This is a genomic window from Dermacoccus sp. Tok2021 (assembly GCF_019895135.1).
Taxonomy (GTDB): domain Bacteria; phylum Actinomycetota; class Actinomycetes; order Actinomycetales; family Dermatophilaceae; genus Dermacoccus; species Dermacoccus abyssi.
Genome location: NZ_JAGTHU010000009.1, coordinates 16,295 through 37,133 on the forward strand (window position 1 = coordinate 16,295; position 20,839 = coordinate 37,133).

At 69.6% G+C, this 20,839-nt stretch carries 22 protein-coding genes and 1 riboswitch; of the genes, 19 read left to right on the top strand and 3 right to left on the bottom strand.

The features are described from left to right. Positions 1 to 17: 17 nt before the first annotated feature. From K9D12_RS06800 to K9D12_RS06855, 12 genes are all read left to right on the top strand, one after another. Positions 18 to 752, top strand: a complete 735-nt coding sequence (locus K9D12_RS06800; RefSeq protein WP_223059763.1) for an HAD-IA family hydrolase — start codon at positions 18 to 20, stop codon at positions 750 to 752. Positions 753 to 831: 79 nt separating this feature from the next. After that, on the top strand, positions 832 to 1,770 hold the full coding sequence (gene fmt / locus K9D12_RS06805) for a methionyl-tRNA formyltransferase (RefSeq protein ID WP_187034865.1): 939 nt from the start codon (positions 832 to 834) through the stop codon (positions 1,768 to 1,770). Continuing rightward, positions 1,763 to 3,412, top strand: coding sequence for an RsmB/NOP family class I SAM-dependent RNA methyltransferase (locus tag K9D12_RS06810; RefSeq protein ID WP_370633468.1), 1,650 nt, complete (start codon positions 1,763 to 1,765; stop codon positions 3,410 to 3,412). The genes fmt and K9D12_RS06810 overlap by 8 nt, the downstream gene beginning before the upstream one ends. 48 nt (positions 3,413 to 3,460) lie before the next feature. Then, a complete protein-coding gene (gene rpe, locus K9D12_RS06815) occupies positions 3,461 to 4,117 on the top strand; it encodes a ribulose-phosphate 3-epimerase (protein ID WP_047312871.1) in 657 nt (218 codons plus the stop codon). Positions 4,118 to 4,174: 57 nt separating this feature from the next. Beyond that, positions 4,175 to 4,304, top strand: a riboswitch (FMN riboswitch). A 138-nt stretch (positions 4,305 to 4,442) separates the two neighbouring features. Beyond that, positions 4,443 to 5,510, top strand: coding sequence for a bifunctional diaminohydroxyphosphoribosylaminopyrimidine deaminase/5-amino-6-(5-phosphoribosylamino)uracil reductase RibD (ribD, locus tag K9D12_RS06820; RefSeq protein WP_223059764.1), 1,068 nt, complete (start codon positions 4,443 to 4,445; stop codon positions 5,508 to 5,510). Positions 5,511 to 5,515: 5 nt separating this feature from the next. Further along, positions 5,516 to 6,148 (top strand): riboflavin synthase, encoded by a 633-nt coding sequence (locus K9D12_RS06825; RefSeq protein ID WP_223059765.1) that lies wholly within the window; start codon positions 5,516 to 5,518, stop codon positions 6,146 to 6,148. After that, entirely contained in the window at positions 6,145 to 6,837 is a 693-nt protein-coding gene (locus tag K9D12_RS06830; RefSeq protein WP_223059766.1) for a nicotinamide mononucleotide transporter family protein, read from the top strand. The genes K9D12_RS06825 and K9D12_RS06830 overlap by 4 nt, the downstream gene beginning before the upstream one ends. Beyond that, complete coding sequence (ribB, locus tag K9D12_RS06835; protein WP_223059767.1) at positions 6,837 to 8,090, top strand: 3,4-dihydroxy-2-butanone-4-phosphate synthase; 1,254 nt, start codon at positions 6,837 to 6,839, stop codon at positions 8,088 to 8,090. Before K9D12_RS06830 ends, ribB begins: the two co-directional genes overlap by 1 nt. Continuing rightward, positions 8,087 to 8,563, top strand: coding sequence for a 6,7-dimethyl-8-ribityllumazine synthase (gene ribH, locus K9D12_RS06840; protein ID WP_047312705.1), 477 nt, complete (start codon positions 8,087 to 8,089; stop codon positions 8,561 to 8,563). The genes ribB and ribH overlap by 4 nt, the downstream gene beginning before the upstream one ends. Positions 8,564 to 8,630: 67 nt before the next feature. After that, positions 8,631 to 8,894, top strand: a complete 264-nt coding sequence (locus K9D12_RS06845; RefSeq protein ID WP_047312873.1) for a phosphoribosyl-ATP diphosphatase — start codon at positions 8,631 to 8,633, stop codon at positions 8,892 to 8,894. 14 nt (positions 8,895 to 8,908) lie between these two features. Continuing rightward, positions 8,909 to 9,754, top strand: a complete 846-nt coding sequence (gene hisG, locus K9D12_RS06850) for an ATP phosphoribosyltransferase (RefSeq protein WP_223059768.1) — start codon at positions 8,909 to 8,911, stop codon at positions 9,752 to 9,754. 39 nt (positions 9,755 to 9,793) lie between these two features. Continuing rightward, on the top strand, positions 9,794 to 10,255 hold the full coding sequence (locus K9D12_RS06855) for a PH domain-containing protein (RefSeq protein ID WP_047312707.1): 462 nt from the start codon (positions 9,794 to 9,796) through the stop codon (positions 10,253 to 10,255). Positions 10,256 to 10,289: 34 nt separating this feature from the next. Here the strand turns inward: K9D12_RS06855 and K9D12_RS06860 are convergent, their stop codons facing one another. Next, the gene (locus tag K9D12_RS06860) at positions 10,290 to 10,901 is read right to left on the bottom strand and encodes a hypothetical protein (RefSeq protein WP_187034875.1); all 612 of its coding nucleotides are present in this window, start codon (positions 10,899 to 10,901) and stop codon (positions 10,290 to 10,292) included. Between the two features lie 51 nt (positions 10,902 to 10,952). Between K9D12_RS06860 and hisF the strand changes: the two genes are divergently transcribed. Beyond that, positions 10,953 to 11,705, top strand: a complete 753-nt coding sequence (gene hisF / locus K9D12_RS06865; protein ID WP_223059769.1) for an imidazole glycerol phosphate synthase subunit HisF — start codon at positions 10,953 to 10,955, stop codon at positions 11,703 to 11,705. Between the two features lie 80 nt (positions 11,706 to 11,785). Here hisF and K9D12_RS06870 read toward each other — a convergent pair whose 3' ends face one another. Further along, positions 11,786 to 12,430 carry a TIGR03085 family metal-binding protein gene (locus tag K9D12_RS06870; RefSeq protein ID WP_129663327.1) on the bottom strand — a complete coding sequence of 215 codons (645 nt, stop codon included), beginning with the start codon at positions 12,428 to 12,430 and terminating at the stop codon, positions 11,786 to 11,788. A gap of 48 nt (positions 12,431 to 12,478) precedes the next feature. Here K9D12_RS06870 and K9D12_RS06875 point away from each other — a divergent pair, with 48 nt between their 5' ends. Beyond that, positions 12,479 to 14,335: an ABC transporter ATP-binding protein gene (locus tag K9D12_RS06875; RefSeq protein WP_223059770.1), complete on the top strand. Its 1,857-nt coding sequence runs from the start codon at positions 12,479 to 12,481 to the stop codon at positions 14,333 to 14,335. Beyond that, positions 14,332 to 16,107: an ABC transporter ATP-binding protein gene (locus K9D12_RS06880; protein WP_223059771.1), complete on the top strand. Its 1,776-nt coding sequence runs from the start codon at positions 14,332 to 14,334 to the stop codon at positions 16,105 to 16,107. The genes K9D12_RS06875 and K9D12_RS06880 overlap by 4 nt, the downstream gene beginning before the upstream one ends. Before the next feature lie 4 nt (positions 16,108 to 16,111). Here K9D12_RS06880 and K9D12_RS06885 read toward each other — a convergent pair whose 3' ends face one another. Continuing rightward, positions 16,112 to 16,723 carry a CoA pyrophosphatase gene (locus tag K9D12_RS06885; RefSeq protein ID WP_223059772.1) on the bottom strand — a complete coding sequence of 204 codons (612 nt, stop codon included), beginning with the start codon at positions 16,721 to 16,723 and terminating at the stop codon, positions 16,112 to 16,114. 269 nt (positions 16,724 to 16,992) lie between these two features. Between K9D12_RS06885 and K9D12_RS06890 the strand changes: the two genes are divergently transcribed. From K9D12_RS06890 to K9D12_RS06905, 4 genes are all read left to right on the top strand, one after another. After that, positions 16,993 to 18,027, top strand: a complete 1,035-nt coding sequence (locus tag K9D12_RS06890) for an HNH endonuclease signature motif containing protein (RefSeq protein ID WP_223059773.1) — start codon at positions 16,993 to 16,995, stop codon at positions 18,025 to 18,027. 175 nt (positions 18,028 to 18,202) lie between these two features. Further along, entirely contained in the window at positions 18,203 to 18,667 is a 465-nt protein-coding gene (gene hisI / locus K9D12_RS06895; protein ID WP_129663338.1) for a phosphoribosyl-AMP cyclohydrolase, read from the top strand. Then, positions 18,664 to 20,211, top strand: a complete 1,548-nt coding sequence (locus K9D12_RS06900; protein ID WP_223059774.1) for an anthranilate synthase component I — start codon at positions 18,664 to 18,666, stop codon at positions 20,209 to 20,211. The genes hisI and K9D12_RS06900 overlap by 4 nt, the downstream gene beginning before the upstream one ends. After that, the gene (locus K9D12_RS06905; protein ID WP_047312716.1) at positions 20,208 to 20,783 is read left to right on the top strand and encodes a Trp biosynthesis-associated membrane protein; all 576 of its coding nucleotides are present in this window, start codon (positions 20,208 to 20,210) and stop codon (positions 20,781 to 20,783) included. The genes K9D12_RS06900 and K9D12_RS06905 overlap by 4 nt, the downstream gene beginning before the upstream one ends. The last annotated feature ends 56 nt before the right edge of the window (positions 20,784 to 20,839 follow it).

Below are 20,839 nucleotides of genomic sequence, written 5' to 3' on the forward strand. Positions count from 1 at the left end.
CCGTTACGGTGGGCGCCATGACTTCGACGCCTGACCTGAGCAGACTCGACGACATCGACGGCCCCGATCTCGAGGAACTCGGGGGCTTCACGGACGACACGGCCCCCAACCCGGTCGACTTCGTCGTCTTCGACATCGGCAACGTGCTCATCCGCTGGGAGCCGTTGCTCGCCCTCGAACCCGTCGTCGGGCGCGAGCGCGCCGATGCCTTTCTCGCCGAGGCCGCCATCGACTTCCACGGGCGCAACTTGCGCGCGGACGGGGGCACGCCGTGGTCCGAGATCGTCGCCGAACTCACCGAACACGACGCAGCCGTCGGAGAGGTGGGCCAGGCCTACGTCGACCACTACGCCGACGCCATCCGCGAGCCCATCGACGGCACCGTCGCCATCCTGCGGGAACTACACGAAGCGCAGGTGCCGCTGTTCGCCGTGACGAACTTCTCGGCCGAGCTCTTCCCGATCGCCCGAGAACTGCACGACTTCCTCGAGCTGTTCGAGGAGATCATCGTCTCCGGCGAGGAGGGCGTGACGAAGCCCGATCCGGAGATGTGGGAGATCCTCGAGGAGGTGACCCGTCACATCGGGGGCCTCGAGGACGCGGTGTTCATCGACGACTCGAGCGCCAACGTCATGAGCGCCGAGCAGGCGGGGCTCGACGCGTTGCTGTTCACCGACCCGGACACGCTGCGCGACGAACTGCTCCTGAGGGGTCTGCCGTTGGCGCCGATCGTGCGTGACTGTCGGCGCTAGCGCGCCCACTAGACTTGGCCGGACGTCGGCCGAGGCCGATACCCCGACCCCGCTCCACTCGACGAAGGGACGTGCTCCCATGCGCGTTGTGTTCGCCGGCACTCCCGAGGCCGCGGTTCCCTCGCTGAGCGCACTGCTCGACTCGGCCCACGACGTCGTGGGTGTCATCACCCGCCCCGACGCCCGCTCTGGGCGCGGTCGCAAGACGTCCGCTTCGCCGGTGCGTCGCGTCGCCGAGGACGCCGGCGTCGAGGTACTCACGCCGACCAAGCCGTCCGACCCCGAGTTCGTCGCACGTCTGCGCGAACTGGCACCCGATGCCTGCCCCGTCGTCGCCTATGGCGCGCTCATCCCACGTGACGTCCTCGACGTGCCTCGTCTGGGCTGGATCAATCTGCACTTCTCGCTCCTGCCCGCGTGGCGTGGCGCTGCGCCCGTGCAGCACGCCCTCATGGCCGGCGACGATGTCACGGGTGCCTCGACCTTCCTCCTCGAGGAGGGCCTCGACACCGGGCCAGTCTTCGGCACGATGACAGAGGCCGTCCGCGCCACGGACACGGCCGGCGACCTGCTGGGACGCCTCGCCGAGGGCGGAGCGTCGCTGCTCGTCAAGACCCTCGATGCCCTTGAAGCGGGAGAGGTCACGCCCGTCGCCCAGTCGGGCGACGGTGTCTCCCTCGCGCCGAAGATCCTCGTCGAGGACGTGCAGATCGACTGGAAGTCGCCCGCCTTCGCTGTCGACCGCCGCATTCGCGGCGCGTCCCCGGCGCCAGGGGCCTGGACGACGTTCCGTGGTGAGCGCCTCAAGGTGCTGCGCAGCACCCTCGCGGTGACCGATGAGGCGAACCCGCCCCTGGCGGCCGGTGCGCTGCGCGCGACGAAGAAGCAGGTTTTCGTGGGCGCCGTCGGAGGCACCCTGGAATTGCTCGAGGTGCAGCCTCAGGGCAAGAAGAGCATGGTCGCGGCCGATTGGGCACGCGGCGTACGAATCGACGAAGGAGAACGCCTCGGTGGCTGACGCGCGCGAAGGATCGGGTGGCTACGGCCGCGGCTCGAACCCCCGACGGGACGACCGCGGTGACGGTCGCGGCTCTCGCGGTGGGCACGACGCCTCGCGTCGTGACGCCAAGGGCCGAGAGCGATCGGATGCCCGGCTGCGCAGTGCGGGCCACCGCAGCGCGGCCGCCCCGTCCGAGCGACGCCGCAGCGGCGACCCGGCGCGTACCGCGGCTCTTGCCGTTCTGCGCGCGGTAGACGACGGCGCGTACGCCAACCTCGAGATGCCCAAGGTGTTGCGTCGCCACGACCTCAGCGGTCGCGACGCGGCCTTCGCCACCGAACTGGCCCTCGGCACCATCCGGCGTCAGGGCCTCTACGACCGGGTCATCGAGGTCGGAGCAGGCCGCGCGCCGGCCGACATCGACCCGATCGTGCTCGACATCCTGCGCCTCGGGGTTCACCAACTGCTCTCGATGCGCGTGCCCACGCATGCGGCGACGTCCGAGACCGTCGCGCTCGCTCGTGAGCATGCGGGCGCCGGTGCGTCCGGCTTCGTCAACGCCGTTCTGCGCCGCGCTGGGGAACGTGACCGCGACACCTGGATCGCCGCCCTCACCCGTGGCGTCGAGGACGCCGACGACGTGCGCGCCATCGCGACGTCGCACCCGGCCTGGGTCGTCTCGGCCCTGCGTCAGGCACTGCGCGGTCACGAAGCGGCCGGCGGTGAAGGTCAGCCGAGCCTCGACGACGCGCTCGACGCGTTGCTCGCCGCGGACAACGAGGCACCCCGCGTCGCGCTCGTGGCACGTCCGGGCCTCGCGGACGTCGACGAACTCGTCGAGGCCGGTGCCGAACTCAGCGATCTGTCGCCCATCGCGGCTACCCTGCCGTTCGGCGACCCGGCGAACATCCCGGCCGTCCGCGAGACGCGCGCTGCTGTGCAGGACGAAGGCTCTCAGTTGCTCGCCATCGCCCTGGCCGAAGCGCCCGTCGAGCCTGCGAAGCCGATCGAGGCCGACAACGAGATGGCCGAGGCCTCGGCCCGCCCCAAGACCGGCGAGCAGTGGCTCGACATGTGCGCCGGCCCGGGTGGCAAGGCGGCGGTACTCGGTTCCATCGCGCACCTGCGCGGACACGTCCTGTTCTGCAACGAGTCGAGCGAGCACCGCACCGAGCTCGTTCGCCGCACGCTGCGCGCTCTGCTCGACGACGGCGCCGAGATCTACGTCGGCACCGGTGACGGCCGTGAGCTCGGCGCCGAGGAACCCGCGACGTACGAGCGCGTCCTGCTCGACGCTCCCTGCACCGGCCTCGGTGCGATGCGTCGCCGACCCGAGTCGCGCTGGCGCCGGCGTCCCTTCGACGTCGCAGAGCTCGCCGCCCTGCAGGTGGAACTGCTCAACTCCGCGCTCGACGCCACGCGTCCGGGCGGCATCGTCGGCTACGCGACGTGCTCGCCGCACCCGGCCGAGACGCTCGCTGTCGTCGGTGAGGTGCTCGGTGCGCGCGACGACGTCGTGCAGGAGGACGCTTGGCCGTACTTCCTCGACGCCTACGACGAGCCGCTCGAGCGCATCGGCACCCTGCCGTCGGTCCAGCTGTGGCCGCACCTTCACGGCACCGACGCCATGTTCTTCGCCCTCCTGCGCAAGACGCGCTGACCACCGGAAAGGCCCGAGATGACCGACACCACCCGCGTCGAACCCAGCATGCGCATCGCGCCGAGCATCCTCTCGGCCGACTTCGCCAACCTGCAGAGCGAACTCGACGCGATCAAGAATGCCGACTGGGCACACGTCGACGTCATGGACAACCACTTCGTGCCCAACCTGACGCTCGGGCTTCCCGTCGTCGAGTCGCTGCTCAAGGTGGCACCCATGCCGCTCGATGCGCACCTCATGATCGACGACCCCGACCGCTGGGCCCCGCAGTACGCGGAAGCGGGCTGCAAGAGCGTCACCTTCCACGTCGAGGCCGCCGCCGACCCGAAGAAGATCGCGCGTGACATCCGCGCTGCCGGTGCCCGCGCGTCGATGGCCATCAAGCCCGGCACCCCGTGGGAGCCGTACGAGGAACTGCTGCCAGAACTCGACATGGTGCTCGTCATGACGGTCGAGCCCGGATTCGGTGGGCAGTCCTTCATGGCCGAGCAGATGCCGAAGGTGCGCGCTGTGCGCGAGAGCGTGAAGAAGCACGGCGGTGACATTTGGATCCAGGTGGACGGCGGCGTCTCCGCGAAGACGATCGAGCAGTGCGCCGAAGCCGGTGCGGACACGTTCGTCGCCGGTTCCGCCGTGTACGGCGCGGCCTCGGCGGCCGACGCCGTCGAGGATCTGCGACGTCTCGCAGCCGGCCACGCTCACTGACGGACCGATCGTTGACACCCGGGGTCGCACGCGCGCACCCCGGGTGTACCATGAGCGGCGTGCTCCGGGGTAGGTGAAATTCCTAGCCGGCGGTTAAAGTCCGCGACCCGGCCCGCTTCGTCAGGGGTCGGTTGACTCGGTGAAATTCCGAGACCGACGGTTAAAGTCCGGATGGGAGGCAGCATGAGGGCGGTCGCGTGAGCGAGCGCCGGTGTTCGGCATCGCCCAAGATGCCGTGCACTGCTCGTCGTGTGACGAGCCTGCATTTCGTGCGATCTCGCGCCACCCCGGTGAACGGTGATGTTCCGAACCGGAGGTGACAACGATGAATCTCGACCGCTCAGGCGCTGAGCGTCGTGCCGTCGCGCTCGCGGCTCTTTCGCCGCTTCCGGACGCGAACCCGCGCGTCGGCTGCGTCATCGTCTCGACCGACGGCTCGGTGCTCGCCGAGGGCTACCACCGAGGCGCCGGAACGCCGCACGCCGAAGCGGCGGCCATCGCCCAGGCGAACGCCGATGGCGTTGACCTGCGTGGAGCCACCGCTTACGTCACCCTCGAACCCTGTGCCCACCAGGGCCGTACGCCGTCCTGCGCCCGCGCGCTCGTCGCAGCCGGTGTGGGCCGCGTGGTCTACGGCCAGAGCGACCCGAACGGCGCAGCCGCCGGGGGAGCGGGCATCCTCGCCGACGCGGGCATCGCCGTCGAGCAGGACGCCGAGCTTGCGCGCCAGGGGGGCGCACTCAACGAGGACTGGACGTTCTCCGTGACCCACGCTCGGCCCGTCGTCCGGTGGAAGTTCGCCGCCACGCTCGACGGATTCAGCGCCGCCGCCGACGGCACCTCCCGATGGATCACCGGTTCCACGGCCCGCGCGGACGTCCACCGGCTGCGTGCGCAGCACGGCGCCGTCGTCGTCGGCACGGGGACGGCGCTCGCCGACGACCCGCAGCTCACCGTCCGCGACACCGACGGCACGAACCTCCCGACGCAGCCCCTGCGCGTCGTCGTCGGTGACCGCGACCTGCCCGCCGACGCTCGCGTCCTCGACGACGCCGCCGAGACCCTCCAGCTGCGCACCCACGACGTCGACGCCGTTCTCGAGGTGCTGCACGAGCGCGGCATCCACGCGGTGTGGCTCGAGGGCGGGCCGACGCTCGCCGCCGCCTTCCTCGCGGCCGAGCGCGTCGACGAGGTACTCGCCTACGTCGCCCCCGCGATGCTCGGCGCCGGCAGGCCCGCAGCGGCAGACTTCGGCGCGGCGTCCATGACCGACCTGCGGCGTTTCGACCTCGTCGACGTGACGAGCCTCGTCACGCCCGCTGATGCCACCACCCCAGCGCAGACCGACCTGCGCCTGACCCTGCGCCCGCTTGCGACGCGTGAGGAGAGCTGAACACCGTGTTCACCGGAATCGTCGAAGCCAAAGGCCGGGTTGCCTCGATCGAGCACACCGCCGACGCCGTCGTCCTGGCCGTCGAAGGGGCCGAGGTGCTCACGGACGCGCACCACGGCGACAGCATCGCGGTCAACGGCGTCTGCCTCACGGTGACGACGTTCGACACCCTCACCTTCACGCTCGACGTCATGAAGGAAACCCTCGACCGCACGAGCCTCGGTGCTCTGCAGCCCGGATCGCCGGTCAACCTGGAACGCGCCATGCGGGCGGACGCCCGGTTCGGCGGCCACGTCGTGCAGGGTCACGTCGATGGCACGACGCGCATCGTCGCCATCGAGCCGGGGGAGCGCTGGAGCGTCGTGCGCTTCGACCTGCCGGTCGAGCTCGCGCCCTACGTGGTGGAGAAGGGTTCGATCACGCTCAACGGCGTCTCGCTCACGGTGGCCTCACGCGAGGCCGACACCTTCACCGTCAGCCTCATTCCGACGACGCTCGACCTCACGACGTTCGGTGACGCGAGCGTCGGCGACGCCGTCAACGTCGAGGTCGATGTGCTCGCCAAGTACGTCGAGCACCTCGTCGGCCCGCGCCTTGCGGCCCTCGAGGAACGCCTTGCGAAGGCGGAGAGCGCATGAGCGTCTGGGAGCAGATCTACACGGCGCACCTCACGATCGGCGGCTCGCAGATCACGTGGCGCGAGATCATCGGCAACGGCTTCGGCATGGCCTCGGCGATCGGCGGCATGCGCCGCAAGGTGTGGGCATGGCCTGTCGGCATCGTCGGTAACGTGCTGCTCTTCACCGTGTTCGCGGGCCTCGTCTTCGGCATGGACGACCGGGCGCCGATGCTCGGGCAGGCCGGGCGTCAGATCTTCTTCATCGTTACCTCGCTCTACGGCTGGTACGTGTGGCGCGAGAGCAAGAACAAGGGCAGCACCGGCGAGGCCGTCATCCCGCACTGGGCGAGCGCGAAACAGCGTCTCGGCTACGTCATCGCCTGGGGCGCGGGCGTCGTCGTCATGCACTGGGTGTTCGAGATCATCGGTGCCGGGTGGCCCGCCCCTTGGTGGTACTTCTGGTGCGACGCCTGGATCTTCGTCGGCTCGCTACTCGCGACGTACGCCATGGCCCGGGGCTGGAACGACTTCTGGCTCATGTGGCTGGCCGTCGACCTCGTCGGCGTGCCTGAACTCATCTATTCCAAGTACTACCCGAGTGCTGCGCTCTATGCGCTGTACGCCCTGCTCGTCGCCTACGGCTTCATCCAGTGGCTGCGTGCCTCACGCAGCCGGGACGTGGCGGCCCGTGAGATGGAGGCATCGTGATGACCACCCCGAACGCATCCGAGGAGGCACTGCGGCTGTCGAGCGTCGAGGACGCCCTCGCGCAGCTGCGTGCCGGACGCCCCGTGCTCGTTGCCGACGACGAGAACCGCGAGAACGAGGCCGACATCGTCATGGCCGGCGAGACGATGACCGCCGAATGGATGGCGTGGGCGATCCGTCACAGCTCGGGCGTCATCTGCTCACCGATGCCGGACGACGTGGCCGACCGGCTCCTCCTTCCGCCGATGGTCTCGCGCAACGAAGACCCGAAGGGCACCGCGTACACGATCTCCGTTGATGCGAAGGACGGCGTGCACACCGGCATCTCGGCCGCCGACCGCGCACTGACGCTGCGTCTGCTCGCCGACCCGACGACGCCTCCCGCGGCGCTGACGCGCCCCGGTCACGTCTTCCCGCTGCGCGCCCGACCGGGCGGCGTGCTCGAGCGTGACGGCCACACCGAGGCGTCGGTCGACCTGTGCCGACTCGCGGGCCTCTCCCCGGTCGCGATGATCGTCGAACTCGTCCACGACGACGGCGCGATGATGCGCCTGCCGGGTGCCGTGGAGCTCGCCGAGGCCGAGGGGCTCGCCGTGATCACGATCGAGCAGCTCATCGAGTGGCGCCGGCGCCACGACCGCGTCGAGCACATCGCCTCCGCCAACCTGCCGACGGAGTACGGCACGTTCACGGCGTGGGGTTTCGAGGACCGCGAGAGCGGCGCCGAGCACCTGGCGCTCGTGAGCGAGCTCGAGCCGGGGGAGGTACCGCTCGTGCGCCTGCACTCCGAGTGCCTCACCGGTGACGCACTCGGTTCGCTGCGCTGCGACTGCGGCCCGCAGCTGCGGGAGGCGCAGCGCCTCGTCTCGCGCGAGGGCGGCGTCGTGCTGTACCTGCGCGGCCAGGAGGGGCGCGGCGTCGGGCTGCTCAACAAGATGCGCGCGTACGGCCTGCAGGACGCGGGCTTCGACACCGTCGACGCTCAGGTCGAGCTCGGGCTGCCCATCGACGCACGCGAGTACGGTGCGGCGGCCGCCATGTTGCGCGCGCTCGGTCACACCCGCGTGCGGCTGCTGACGAACAACCCCGACAAGGCAGCGCAGCTCGCGCGCTTCGGCATCGAGGTCGTCGAGCGGGTTCCGCTCGTGGCCGGTATGGGCCCGGACAATGCGACGTACGTGCGCACCAAGATCGAACGTCTCGGTCACACCTTCGACCGTAGCGACGAACCTCAGGTAGGAGAAGCATCATGAGTGGACACGGTTCCCCCGATCTCAACGTCGACGGCTCGGGTCTGCGCGTCGCGATCGTCGCGGCCAGCTGGCACGACGTCGTGATGAACGGCCTCATCGACGGCGCTCGCCGCGGCCTGGCCGACGCCGGCGTCGCCGAGTCCGACGTCACGCTCGTGCGCGTGCCCGGCACCTTCGAACTGACAGCGGCCTGCGCGCGTCTTGCGCAGAAGTTCGACGTCCTCGTCGCGCTCGGCGTCGTCATCCGTGGCGGAACGCCGCACTTCGACTACGTCTGCAGCGCTGCCACGGACGGCCTCACCCAGATCGGCGTCACGACGGGCAAGGCCATCGGCTTCGGTGTGCTCACGTGCGACAACGACGAGCAGGCGCTCGACCGTGCAGGCCTGGAGAACTCCTCGGAGGACAAGGGCCACGAGGCCGCGACCGCGGCCGTCGCCACCGAGGTGACGCTGCGCGCGCTCGGTGCATGAACGTCGTCCGGCTTCCATGCCGGACGGCGCGCGGGCCGAGGGCGTGCGACCGGTAACCTTGCACCCTGTGAAGACGTTCGAAGAGCTGTGGGCCGAACTCAATGAGAAGGCGCAGACGCGCCCAGAGGGTTCCGGCACCGTCGCCGAACTCGACCGGGGCGTGCACTTCATCGGCAAGAAGATCGTCGAGGAGGCCGCCGAGGTGTGGATGGCCGCCGAGCACGAGGGCAACGCCGCCGCGGCCGAGGAGATCAGTCAACTCCTGTACCACCTGCAGGTGCTCATGATCGAGCGCGGTATCACGCTCGACGACGTCTACTCCCACCTCTGAGCCGGAAGGACACCATGCTGCGCGTCGCAGTCCCCAACAAGGGCGCCCTTTCCGAATCCGCCGCCTCGATGCTCAAGGAGGCCGGCTACCGCGGGCGCCGCGACTCCAAGGAACTCGTCGTCGTGGACGCCGACAACGAGGTCGAGTTCTTCTTCCTGCGCCCCAAGGACATCGCCGTCTACGTCGGCTCGGGAACCCTCGACCTGGGTATCACCGGGCGCGACCTCATGCTCGACTCCGGTTCGAAGGCCGTCGAGCACCTGCAGCTCGGCTTCGGGGCGTCCACGTTCCGCTACGCCGGGCGTCCGGGCGTCGCGTCGAGCGTTGCCGAACTCGAAGGTCGACGCATCGCGACGTCGTTCGCCGGCCTCGTCAGGGCCGACCTCGAGAAGAACGGTGTGAACGCTGAGGTCGTTCGCCTCGACGGTGCGGTCGAGACGGCTGTGACGCTCGGCGTCGCCGACGTCATCGCCGACGTCGTCGAGACCGGCACGACCCTGCGCAACGCCGGACTCGAGGTCTTCGGTGACCCGATCCTCACGAGCGAGGCCCTGCTCATCCGTCCCTCCGACCGCGAGCTGTCCGGTCAGGCCGCGACGCTCGTGCGCCGTCTCGAGGGCGTTCTGACCGCGCGCCACTACGTCATGATGGATTACGACATCGACGCCGCACTCGTCGAGGAGGCTGCCGCGCTCACGCCGGGCAGCGAGTCGCCCACCGTGTCGCCGCTTCACGACCCGAACCAGGTCGCCGTGCGCGTCATGGTGCACCGCCGTTCGCTCAACCGCGTCATGGACGAGTTGTACGACCTCGGGGCGCGCGCCATCCTCGTCACCGACATCGCCGCCTGCCGGCTCTGATCCACGCCTCGCGCCCGAGCACCCGAGAGGAGTCATCACATGGCCAAGAACGAGGACGCCTATCGTCCGTTCATTCCGCGTCGCGGCCGAGCGGTGGCCTTCGCAGCCGCCGTGGCGATGGTCGTGACCTTCGGTGTCGTTGCCTTCGTCGTCCTGCCCACCGGCGGGGCTACCGGTTGGACGATGCTCGACAAGTGGGCCGTGTTCTTCTTCGGCTGTTTCCTCAGCTGGGGTCTGAGCCGGTGGGGTCTCGTCAAGGCCGAGCCGTCGCCCGAGGGCATCACGGTGCGCAACCTGCTGACGAAGCGCTTCGTGCCGTGGGCCGAGATCGTCGGCGTGCAGTTCGGCGGCGGGCGCCCGTGGTGCCTGCTCGACCTGGCCGACACCGAGCAGCTCGCCGTCATGGCGATCCAGCGCGCGGACGGCCCGTCCGCCGAGGCGGAGGCCTCACGGCTGGCCGCTCTCGTCCACGTCAATCAGGGCGAGATCCCGAACGACTGAACGGTCACGTTCTGGTTGAGGCAGGTCGGCGGCCTCAGTGCGCAGCGGAGCGTTCTTCGTCCGTGAGGTCGCTCGCGTCGACGACGACGTCCGCCCGGGGCGGATGCGCGGTGAACCAGGACCGTTCCTGCGCCTCCCAGCTCACCCAGTACGGCGCGAACATCTCGCCGTCGCGACGCAGTGCACGGATGCGCCGCTGCTCGCGCGAGGCCTCCAGCCACGCCGAGCCCTCCGCGATGTTCTGTCCCACCCATCCGGCGCCGACGCCCTCGACGATGAGAGAGCGGGTGGCGTGGATGGGCTCGCGCTCGCGCGGTGGCATACCGGCCCACTGCGTCGGCTTGTAGCTCGGGGAGCGGCCGGCGCGCCAGTGTTCGACGAGCTGGCGGGCGCGCAACACGCCGCTGGGCAGGCTGTCCCAATCGCGGTAGAGGTCGTCGAGGTGAAGCACCTGGGCGTGCGGGTAGTGCTGAGCGAGGCGGTCCGAGAGCTGGGTCTTACCTGCTCCGGAGCGCCCGTCGAGGGTGAACAGCCAGCGCTCGTTCAGGGACGCGCGGGTGTCGAACCACGCGAGCACGGCGTCCGGTGACAACGTCGGCGCCGCGGCGAGACCGGGCGATCGGACGGCGATGGGCGGCGTGTTCACGGAGCAAACGTACCGGCCGGGCGCGCGGCCTGAGGGCTTAGGCTCGGTGCCATGTCGGTTGCGGTACGTGTCATTCCCTGTCTCGACGTCGACGCAGGACGCGTCGTTAAGGGCGTCAACTTCGAGAATCTTCGTGACGCGGGCGACCCCGTCGAACTTGCGGCACGCTACGAGCGTCAGGGCGCTGACGAACTCACCTTCCTCGACGTCACCGCGAGCTCGGCGGACCGATCGACGACGTACGACCTCGTCGCGCGCACGGCCGAGCAGGTCTTCATTCCCCTCACCGTCGGGGGAGGCGTGCGCACTGTCGGCGACGTCGACCGTCTGTTGCGTTCGGGCGCGGACAAGGTGGGTATCAACACCGGTGCCATCGCCCGCCCCGAGGTCATCGCCGAGATCGCCGACCGCTTCGGCGCCCAGGTTCTCGTGCTGTCCGCGGACGTGCGGCGCATCGACGGGCGCTACGAGGTGACGACGCACGGTGGCCGCGCGAGCTCCGGCCTGGAGGCCGTCGAGTGGTGTGCGCGCGCGGAGGAGTTGGGGGCAGGGGAGATCCTGCTCAACTCGATGGACGCCGACGGCACGAAGCGCGGATTCGACCTCGAACTCATCGAGGCAGTGCGCCGCGAGGTCACCGTGCCTCTCATCGCGAGTGGTGGCGCGGGCGCCGTCGAGCACTTCCCGGACGCGGTCGAAGCCGGCGCCGACGCCGTGCTCGCAGCCTCCGTCTTCCACTACGGCGAGATGACGATCGGCGACGTCAAGCAGGCCCTGGCAGCCACCGGTGCGCCGGTGCGCTGACCGCGCCACTCGATTTCGGGCCTCATCTTCAACTCGAAGGTGGGGCCCGAATTCGTTGAACTAGCAAGGAAGGACGCTGGTCAGATGCCCTTCGGCGCCGACGCGAAGCGGTTGATGTCGTCCGGCTCGCCCGCGAACTGAACGAAGCTCATGCGGCCCGCCAGGTGGAGGAGAACCTCGCTGGGCAGGCCCTCGATGACCACTTCACCGAGCGGCTCGTCGGGGCTGGTGAGGGCAACCGGCGTGCGTCCCGGGCAGAGGGCTGCAACGCGCATCCGCGAGTGGCGCAGCATCATCGTGCCGGCGGCCGGCAGGGCGGCGTAGAGCGAGTTCTGCAGGCGCTCACCGACGGTGCGCACCTGCGACTCGTCGGCGTAAGGCAGCTGCGCGCGCAGGATGTCCTCGTGGTGGATGAAGTACTCCTGCAGGTTCGCGCGCGCGTCGACCGCGGGGATGCGGAAGGGCGAGAACTCGTGCGGGCCGCGGCGCACCATGTCGACGAGGTCCTCGAAGGGACGCAGCGCGTAGCGCGCGCGGGTACGCTCGGCGAGGTCGCGTGCCTGGGGCAGAAGGATGCCGACGGCCTCCGGGCGACGCTCACGCATCGCGAGGTGGGCCAGGAGGTCCTTCACGGTCCAGCCGTCGCAGAGCGTCGGAGCGTCCGGTCCGATCCGTAGTGCGGTGTCGCAGAGAGCCTGGCGTTCGGCTTGGGCATAGTTCGGCATGTCGCAATGTTGTCACCCCCGCGACCGAGCGAGCAAAGGAACCCCCGCGTGAGTGCAGCCGACCTGGCCCCCGACGCGTCACCCGTTCGCGTCACCCTGGCAGGGTGCCGTGAGGAGTGGCGCTGGTTCGTCTTCTCCGTCCTCGGGGCGACCGGTTACGGCGTGCTCACCGTGCTCACCGCGTCCGTTATCGGCGGGCTCGTGGCGGACGTCGTCACGCCTGCCGTGCGCGAGGGCGAACTCACCGGCGCGATGGCCTGGCAGGTGGCCTGGCAACTCGGCGGCGTCGTGTTCCTCAACGTCATCGCCGTCATCGTGCGACGTATCGCCGCCGGCATCACGTACAACAACCTCATCGCCTCGACGCGGCGTCGGGTGACGCGCGCCTACCAGGACCTGCCGATGCGTTGGCACCAGGTACATCCCTCGGGACGTCTGCTCTCGCACGCGAACTCGGACGTCGAGACGATCTGGAACATCTTCCAGCCACTGCCCATGGCGCTCGGCGTCGCCATCATGCTGCTCTTCGGCTTCGTCTCGATCTTCCTCGTCGACGTCGTCCTGGGCTTCGTCGCGCTCGTCGTGTTCCCGCTGCTCATCGTCATCAACTACTGGTTCCAGATCGTCATGCGCCGTCGTGTCGAAGCATCGCAGGCGGCCCGCGCGCAGGTGAGCACCGTGGCCGACGAGAGCTTCGACGGCGCGCTCGTCGTCAAGGCGCTCGGTCGCGCCGACTCGGAGACCGCGCGACTCACGCGCTCGGCCGAGGAACTGCGTGATGCCAACATCCGTCTGGGACGGACCGAGGGCATCTTCGACCCGATGACGAATGCGTTGCCGACGCTCGGGTCGCTCGCCGTCGTCGTGGTCGGTGCCGAACGCGTGGCCTCGGGCTCGATCACGGCCGCTGACGTCGTTCAGGTCGCCTACCTCTTCAGCCTGCTCGCGTGGCCGGTGCGCGCCTTCGGTTGGATCCTGTTCAGCCTCCCACAGGTGGCCATCGGGTGGAAGCGCGTCAAGCCGATCCTCGACGACGCAGCCGATCTGCCGCCGCGCCGCCGGGAGGCGTCCCTGCCCGAAGGGCCGTTGGAGCTGCGGGCGCGCGGTGTCTCGTTCACGTACGAGGACGCCGACGCTCCCGCGCTCACCGGCGTCGACCTCGAGGTTCCCACCGGCGGCTCGCTCGCCGTCGTCGGTGCGACGGGCTCGGGCAAGAGCACGCTCGCTCAGGTGCTTGTCGGGCTCACCCCGCCGACGGCCGGCGTCGTCGAGGTGGGTGGTCACGACATCGGTGGCGTGGCGAACCGTGAGGAGCGGGTGGCGCTCGCGACGCAGGACGCGTTCGTGTTCAACGAGTCGAGCGAGGAGAACGTGGCGCTGGGGCGCTCGGATCTCGGTCGCGGCGAGGTCGATCACGCACTCGACGTCGCGCACGCGGCGACGTTCGTCGAGGCCCTGCCGCACGGTCGGGACGAGGCGCTCGGTGAGCGTGGTTCGCGCCTGTCGGGCGGTCAGCGTCAGCGCATCGCGCTCGCACGAGTGATCGCCGGTAAGCCCGGTCTCGTCGTGCTCGATGACTCGACGAGCGCGATCGACCCCGCCGTCGAAGGCGACATCCTCACGTCGCTGCGTTCTGCGACCGAGGGCAGCACCACCGTCATCGTCGCGCACCGCCGCTCAAGCATCCTGCTCGCGGACCGCGTCGTGTACCTCGAGAACGGACGGGTGGCCGCCAGCGGCCGTCACGACGAACTCATGGCCGGCCACCCCGGGTACGCGGCGCTGCTCAGCGCGTACGAGGTGGAGGAAGCCGAGGGTGCTGCCCCTGATGCCGCGGACGTCAATGACGGTGACGGGGACGATGCCGACGCATCCCACGCCGAGGTTGAAGGGGGCCGGGCATGAGCGCCGGTGCAACCAAGGTGACGAGCGACCGCGGCACCCTGCGGCGCGGGCTCTCGCTCGCTCCGGAGATGACGAAGGGCTTCGGCTGGACGCTGTTGCTCGCGCTCGTGGCCACGTCGAGCCAGGTCATCGTGCCGTTGACGCTGCAGCGCGCCATCGACCACGGCATCCTCGCGCCGGGCGGGGTCGATCTCGGCGTCGTGCGGTGGACGTGTGCCCTCGCGGCCCTCGGCGTCGTCGTGGCGGGTGTCTGCTCCTACGTCATGAACGTCAGGCTCTTCCGCGCCTCGGAGCGGGGGCTGGCGACGTTGCGCCGCAAGGCGTTCGCCCACGTGCACGCCCTGTCGACGCTGACGCTCAACGCGTCCCGCCGCGGTTCGATGGTTTCGCGCGTGACGAGCGACGTCGACCAGATCTCGATGTTCGTCCAGCGCGGCGGCATGATGCTCATTGTCTCCATCGGGCAACTGCTCGTCGCGACGATCCTCATGCTCTGGTACTCGTGGCCGCTCGCCATCTTCGTGTGGATCTGCTTCCTGCCGCTGTTCTTCCTCCTGCGCTACTTCCAGCGGCTCGTGGGGCGCGCGTACGCCGTCGTCCGCGAGCGGGTGGCCGACATGCTGAGCACGATCTCGGAGTCCGTGGCCGGGGCAGCGACCGTCCGCCTGTTCGGTATTCAGCCGCGCACCCAGGAGCGCATGGACGATGCGATCGAGGCGCAGCGCAAGGCCGCCATCGGGGCGCAGATCCGTGCCGTGGGTGCGTTCGTGTCGGGCCAGGGCGTCTCCGGCGCCGCGCTCATCCTCGTCATCATCGCGGGTGCGTGGATGGGCGCCAACGGACACATGACGATCGGTGAGATCACCGCCTTCGTGTTCCTCACCAACCTCTTCACGCAGCCCGTTCAGACGGCCACCGAGGTCCTCAACGACCTGCAGAACGCTCTCGCGGGCTGGCGGCGTGTCATCGAGTTGCTCGACACGCCCCTCGAGGTCGTGCCGCCGGCGAAACCGCAGTCGTTGAGTGCCGGCGCCAAGTCGGTGCAGCTCGACCACGTCGACTTCGCCTACTCACCCGACGCCGACCTTGTGCTGCGCGACGTCGACGCGACGATCGCGCCGGGTACGAGCGTCGCCGTCGTCGGTGAGACGGGCTCGGGCAAGAGCACGCTCGCGAAACTACTGACGCGCCTGGTTGACCCCACGTCGGGTGTCGTGCGCGTCGGTGGACTCGACTTGCGCGACGTCGATGATGCGTCGCTGCGCGAGGCCGTGGCGTACCTGCCGCAGGAGGGTTTCCTCTTCACCGGCACGATCGCCGACAACGTGCGCTTCGCGCGCCCGGACCTCGACGACGCGGGCGTCGAGCGCGCCTTCGTCGGGATCGGGTGTGAGGACTGGCTCGCTCGTCAGCCCGAGGGCGTGCGCACTGAGGTGGGAGCTCGTGGATCGCGGCTCAGCGCGGGGGAGCGGCAGATCGTCGCGCTCGCGCGCACGTACGTGACGGACCCGGACGTGCTCATCCTCGACGAGGCCACCTCGAGTGTCGACCCGTCGACCGATGTTGCCGTCGGCCGGGCACTCGACGAGCTAATGCGCGGCCGGACGAGCGTCGTCATCGCCCACCGCCTCGCGACGGCCGAGAAGGCCGACGAGATCTGGGTCATGGACGCCGGACGGCTCGTCCAGCGCGGCTCGCACGTTGAACTCGTCGGCGCTGACGGACCCTACCGGCGGCTGCACGAAGGCTGGGTGGCCTCCCACGCGGAGTAGCGCGCTACTTCCAGGCGAACTTGGGCTGCTCGAAGTGGGCCACGCGCGTGCTGCGGCCGTGGAGAACGACTTCCCGGAACTGATGGAGGATCGCCGCCGTCGGCGCGTGGATCCAGTAGTCCTCGAAGGGCCACTGGAACACCGGCTCGCCCAGCCCACGCTGCTCGACGAACCGCGGTTCCGCGTCCAGTTGGGGGAGCGTGATCTCGTGGAGCACCGCAACCTCGGCCGGGTTGAGCACCACGTCGTCGAGTACATCGCCGGCCCAGACGACGAACGGGCGGATGAGATAGCCCGAGCGGGTCGCGAAGTCGTCGAGCCTGCCCAAGACTGCGTCGGCCGAAGCCGCGATGCCGAGTTCCTCGTGCAGTTCGCGGAGGGCAGCTTCCTGGGGCGTTTCGCCCGCGTCGATCCGGCCGCCCGGTAGGGCGAACTGACCGGCGTGGGCGCGGAGGCTGGGTGCTCGCTTCTCCATGAGAACGACCGGCTCGTCCGCCCTGTGGGCGATGACGACGCAAACCGCGGCCTCGCGCAGGGGGTTACCGGTGGCTTCACGAGGCTCGAAGTGGGAGAGCTGCTGCGCAATGTGCTGACGCAGGTCGTCGTCACGGGGCATGCGGGCGGCTCCTCTTCGGGTGACTCTGCTGGGTTCGGGCAGAACCCATCGTGGCGCATCGGGCGCTGGTTCGGGGCGCGCCATCGCCAGTGCGTCAGACACGCGCTTGGCCACTCCGGGAAACCGTGCACTAGTCCGCGGAACAGCGAGGCTCTGCGGCTAAGGGATGGGCGCTTGCGGGCGGTGATCCTGTAGTCAGCGGCACGTGGGTCAGGGCATTGGGTGCGCACGGACCTGACATGATTCGAACAAGTGTGCGATAATAGAGCATGGATCTGAGGTCGGTGACCGGTCGAGCGCGCTTCGCGACGGCCACGGTCATCTCGGACGAACTCGACCACATCGTCGAACCGGAAGCCCTGGCCCGCGTCACTGACCTGGTGGAGAAGTTCGGTGCGCACCGCATGGGCGGCAGTGCCGCGCGGCGGCACGTGCGGAAGCTCCTGCGTGCCCTGGGGCTCGATCGGGAGGCTGACGAAGTGCTGGCCGACCGCGAGAAGGGTGTGTGGTTCGAACCGCACCTCGACATCGACTCACTCACCGAGATGCGTGTCGTCCTCGACACGGGCGACGCGCTGGCGCTGCACGCCGTCATCGAGGCCCGCGCCGAACACCTGCGCGCCGGCTGGGGCGGAGGAGGGCTGCCGCCGTCGCGGGGTCGCTGTCGTGTCGATGCGCTGGTCGACCTGATGGTCAAGAACAGTTCGGTGCATGCTGCTTTCACGCTGCAAGTGCCGTTGGCCGCTGACTCGCCGCCCACTCAGTCCCTCCGGCGCGAGCAGTGCTCCACCATGCGTTTCGTCAGAGCGCTGCGTTCCTCACCAGGGGAGAGCTCTGCCTTCGCTGACGTCGACGTGCCAGGAATGGGTGCCGTGACAGGTGAGGCGCTCGCTCGGCTAGCCGCATCGATCGGAACGACGTTCGCGGTTCGCCTCACCCGCGATCTGGCTAACGGTCGCGTCGTGACAACCGGCACGCTGTCGCAGACGTACCGACCGCACGCCACAATGGCGGCCCTCGTCACCGATCGCGACGAGGTGTGCCGCTTCCCGTACTGCACGCGGCCCGGGGCATCTGCAGACCTCGACCACGTCATCCCGTTCGCCGAGGGCGGCGCAACCAGCGGGTCGAACCTCCAGAGCCTGTGCCGTCATCACCACCGCGCCAAGACGTTCGGCGGATACGCGGTGAGCATGGATGCCGAAGCCACATGCGAGTGGGAGTCGCCCACCGGCCGCCGCTGGCTGACCCGCCCCGGCGGAGCCACGGTGCCGCTGGAACCGCGCGCGGGCCGCGTCGCCTGAGCGTCGCTGTGGCGCAGCTGACGCAGTTCGGTTCACCTGACGCGTTTTGCGCCTGCTCAGACTGCGTCACGTGAACTAAATCGCATCATCTGCCCGCGTCGGCGCGGCGCCCTCACGCCCGCCCGGTGCCGCCAAGCACAGACGGGTTCTCGCTCCGGCACGTGCGGTTGGCACAATGGCACCCATGACTTCGACGCCCCTGCCCACCGAGATCGCCAAGCGGCTCAAGCGCGACGACTCGGGTCTCGTGGCCGCCATCGTCCAGGATGAGGCGAGTGGCGAGGTGCTCATGCTGGGCTGGATGGACGACGAGGCGCTGCGGCGCACGCTGAACGACGGGCGCGTCACCTTCTGGTCGCGCAGCCGTGGTGAGTACTGGCGCAAGGGCGACACGTCGGGGCATGCGCAGTACGTGAAGTCCGTCGCGCTCGACTGCGACGGTGACGCACTCCTCGTCCGCGTGGAGCAGATCGGTGCCGCCTGCCACACCGGCGCGCGCACCTGCTTCTTCACCGATCTGGACGCCACCGTCGGAGCTCCGACACACGCCACTGGCCCCGCCGCGGGCGCGATGTCGGAGATCGACCAGCACGACCTCAAGCCGACCCACGAGCAGCACCCCACGGAGGATCCCGCATGACGACGACGCCCAGCCTGGCCGCCGACCTCACCTGGGGCGCCACGTGGCCGAGCGCCGACGTCTTCACTCACCTCGCAACGGAACGCCGCGTCATTCCCGTCGTCCGACGCCTGCTCGCCGACGCCGAAACCCCGATCGGCGTCTACCGCAAGCTCGCGCGCGACGAGCCCGGCACGTTCCTCCTCGAATCCGCCGAGCACGGCGGCGTGTGGTCGCGCTACTCGTTCATCGGCGCCGCCAGCCGCGCCACGCTCACCGAGCGTGACGGCGAAGTCGTCTGGCTCGGCGACGTGCCCACCGGCCTTCCGACGAGCGGCCTCGCCGTCGACGCCCTGCGCGAGAGCCTCGAACTGCTCCACACCGAACGCATCCCCGGCTTGCCGCCCCTGACGAGTGGCCTCGTGGGCGCCATCGGCTACGACGCCGTGCGCCGCTGGGAGAGAATCGGCGACGATGCCGAGGACGCGCTGGGCATCCCCGAGGTGACGATGCTGCTCGCCACCGACCTGGCCGTCATGGACCACCAGGACGGCTCGCTCCTGCTCATCGCCAACGCGGTCAACTTCGACGGCCTCGACACCGGCGTCGAGGGCGCCTACGCGGACGCCGTTGCGCGCCTCGACGCCATGCAGCAGCGCCTCGGCGGCTCGGCACCCTCCACGGTCGCCGTGCCGCACACGCCCGAGCAGGACGTGCGCAGCACGCACACGCGCGAGCAGTTCCACGACATGGTCGAGGCCTGCAAGGAGGACATCCGCGCCGGCGAGGCGTTCCAGATCGTCGTCTCCCAGCGCTTCAGCGTCGACACCGACGCCGACGCGCTCGACGTCTACCGCGCCCTGCGTGCGAGCAACCCCAGCCCATACATGTACCTGCTGCGCCTGCCCCTGCCCGACGGCGGCGTCTACGACGTCGTCGGCTCGTCGCCCGAGGCTCTCGTCAAGGTGACTGGCGAGCGGGTCATCACCCACCCCATCGCCGGCTCGCGCCCGCGCGGCAAGACGCCGGAACACGACCGGGAGCTGGGCGACGACCTGCTGAACGACCCGAAGGAACGCAGCGAGCACCTCATGCTCGTCGACCTCTCGCGCAACGACCTGCAACGCGTCTGCGGCGCCGGAACCGTGGAGACGGTCGAGTTCATGAACATCCGCAACTACAGCCACGTCATCCACCTCGAGTCCACCGTCGTCGGCACGAAGCGCGAGGACGCCAGCGCGTACGACGTGCTCGAGGCCACCTTCCCGGCCGGGACGCTCTCGGGTGCCCCGAAGCCGCGCGCCATGCAGATCATCGAGTCGCGCGAAGGCTCACGCCGCGGCGTGTACGGGGGAGTGATCGGCTACTTCGACTTCGCCGGTGACGCGGACGCGGCCATCGCCATCCGCACGGCGGTGCTCAAGGACGGCGTGGCCCACGTTCAGGCGGGAGCCGGCGTCGTGGCCGACTCGGTGCCCGAGAGCGAATACCAAGAGACGATCAACAAGGCGGCGGCCGCCCTGCGAGCAGTTGCGACCGCCACCGGGATGGAGCCCATCCGATGAGGGACATCTCCTCGAAGCGCAGCGTCATCCTCCTGTCGCTCATCGCGGGCGTCCTCGCGCTCATCGCCTCCGGACGCGCGTGGATCAACGGCACCCTTAACGACGGGGTCCTCTCGACGAACGCGGTCGACGTGACGGGCAACCAGGCGATCCCGGGGTACTTCGGAATCGCCCTCGTCGCGTGCGCGGGCCTGCTGGCCGCCGCGACCGCCGGTCGCATTGCGCGCTGGCCCGCCGGCGTCATCTCCTTGCTCGGTTCGATTGCCATGGTCGCTTTGACGCTGCGGACACTGCTCGACCCTGCCTCGGCCGTGAAGAGCCGCATGTCCTCCGTCACCGGCCACACCGGTGAAGCGGTGGCCCGCGGCGAATTCACCGTCTGGTTCTGGGTGGCCGTGTTCGCGGCGCTCCTCGCGCTGTTGTCCTCGGTGCTCGGCCTGCTCGGTCTGCGCCGCTGGCACGGTCTGTCGAGTCGTTACGAGGCGCCCGTCGACGGTGAGGCGCCCAAGCGCTCCGAGGAGAGCGACTGGGATCTCATGTCGCGCGGCGTCGACCCGACCGATCGCACCTGAGCGACACGCGCCACACCCCGGGCTCGCACGAGCCGTGTGAGCCTGACAGAATGACC

What these genes read in the sequence shown, in the direction of transcription:
- K9D12_RS06800 (WP_223059763.1), top strand. Translation starts at nt 18, where the DNA reads ATGACTTCGACGCCTGACCTGAGCAGACTCGACGACATCGACGGCCCC.
- fmt (WP_187034865.1), top strand. Translation starts at nt 832, where the DNA reads ATGCGCGTTGTGTTCGCCGGCACTCCCGAGGCCGCGGTTCCCTCGCTG.
- rpe (WP_047312871.1), top strand. Translation starts at nt 3,461, where the DNA reads ATGCGCATCGCGCCGAGCATCCTCTCGGCCGACTTCGCCAACCTGCAG.
- ribD (WP_223059764.1), top strand. Translation starts at nt 4,443, where the DNA reads ATGAATCTCGACCGCTCAGGCGCTGAGCGTCGTGCCGTCGCGCTCGCG.
- K9D12_RS06830 (WP_223059766.1), top strand. Translation starts at nt 6,145, where the DNA reads ATGAGCGTCTGGGAGCAGATCTACACGGCGCACCTCACGATCGGCGGC.
- ribB (WP_223059767.1), top strand. Translation starts at nt 6,837, where the DNA reads ATGACCACCCCGAACGCATCCGAGGAGGCACTGCGGCTGTCGAGCGTC.
- ribH (WP_047312705.1), top strand. Translation starts at nt 8,087, where the DNA reads ATGAGTGGACACGGTTCCCCCGATCTCAACGTCGACGGCTCGGGTCTG.
- hisG (WP_223059768.1), top strand. Translation starts at nt 8,909, where the DNA reads ATGCTGCGCGTCGCAGTCCCCAACAAGGGCGCCCTTTCCGAATCCGCC.
- K9D12_RS06855 (WP_047312707.1), top strand. Translation starts at nt 9,794, where the DNA reads ATGGCCAAGAACGAGGACGCCTATCGTCCGTTCATTCCGCGTCGCGGC.
- hisF (WP_223059769.1), top strand. Translation starts at nt 10,953, where the DNA reads ATGTCGGTTGCGGTACGTGTCATTCCCTGTCTCGACGTCGACGCAGGA.
- K9D12_RS06870 (WP_129663327.1), bottom strand. Translation starts at nt 12,430, where the DNA reads ATGCCGAACTATGCCCAAGCCGAACGCCAGGCTCTCTGCGACACCGCA.
- K9D12_RS06880 (WP_223059771.1), top strand. Translation starts at nt 14,332, where the DNA reads ATGAGCGCCGGTGCAACCAAGGTGACGAGCGACCGCGGCACCCTGCGG.
- K9D12_RS06885 (WP_223059772.1), bottom strand. Translation starts at nt 16,723, where the DNA reads ATGCCCCGTGACGACGACCTGCGTCAGCACATTGCGCAGCAGCTCTCC.
- K9D12_RS06890 (WP_223059773.1), top strand. Translation starts at nt 16,993, where the DNA reads ATGGATCTGAGGTCGGTGACCGGTCGAGCGCGCTTCGCGACGGCCACG.
- hisI (WP_129663338.1), top strand. Translation starts at nt 18,203, where the DNA reads ATGGCACCCATGACTTCGACGCCCCTGCCCACCGAGATCGCCAAGCGG.
- K9D12_RS06900 (WP_223059774.1), top strand. Translation starts at nt 18,664, where the DNA reads ATGACGACGACGCCCAGCCTGGCCGCCGACCTCACCTGGGGCGCCACG.
- K9D12_RS06905 (WP_047312716.1), top strand. Translation starts at nt 20,208, where the DNA reads ATGAGGGACATCTCCTCGAAGCGCAGCGTCATCCTCCTGTCGCTCATC.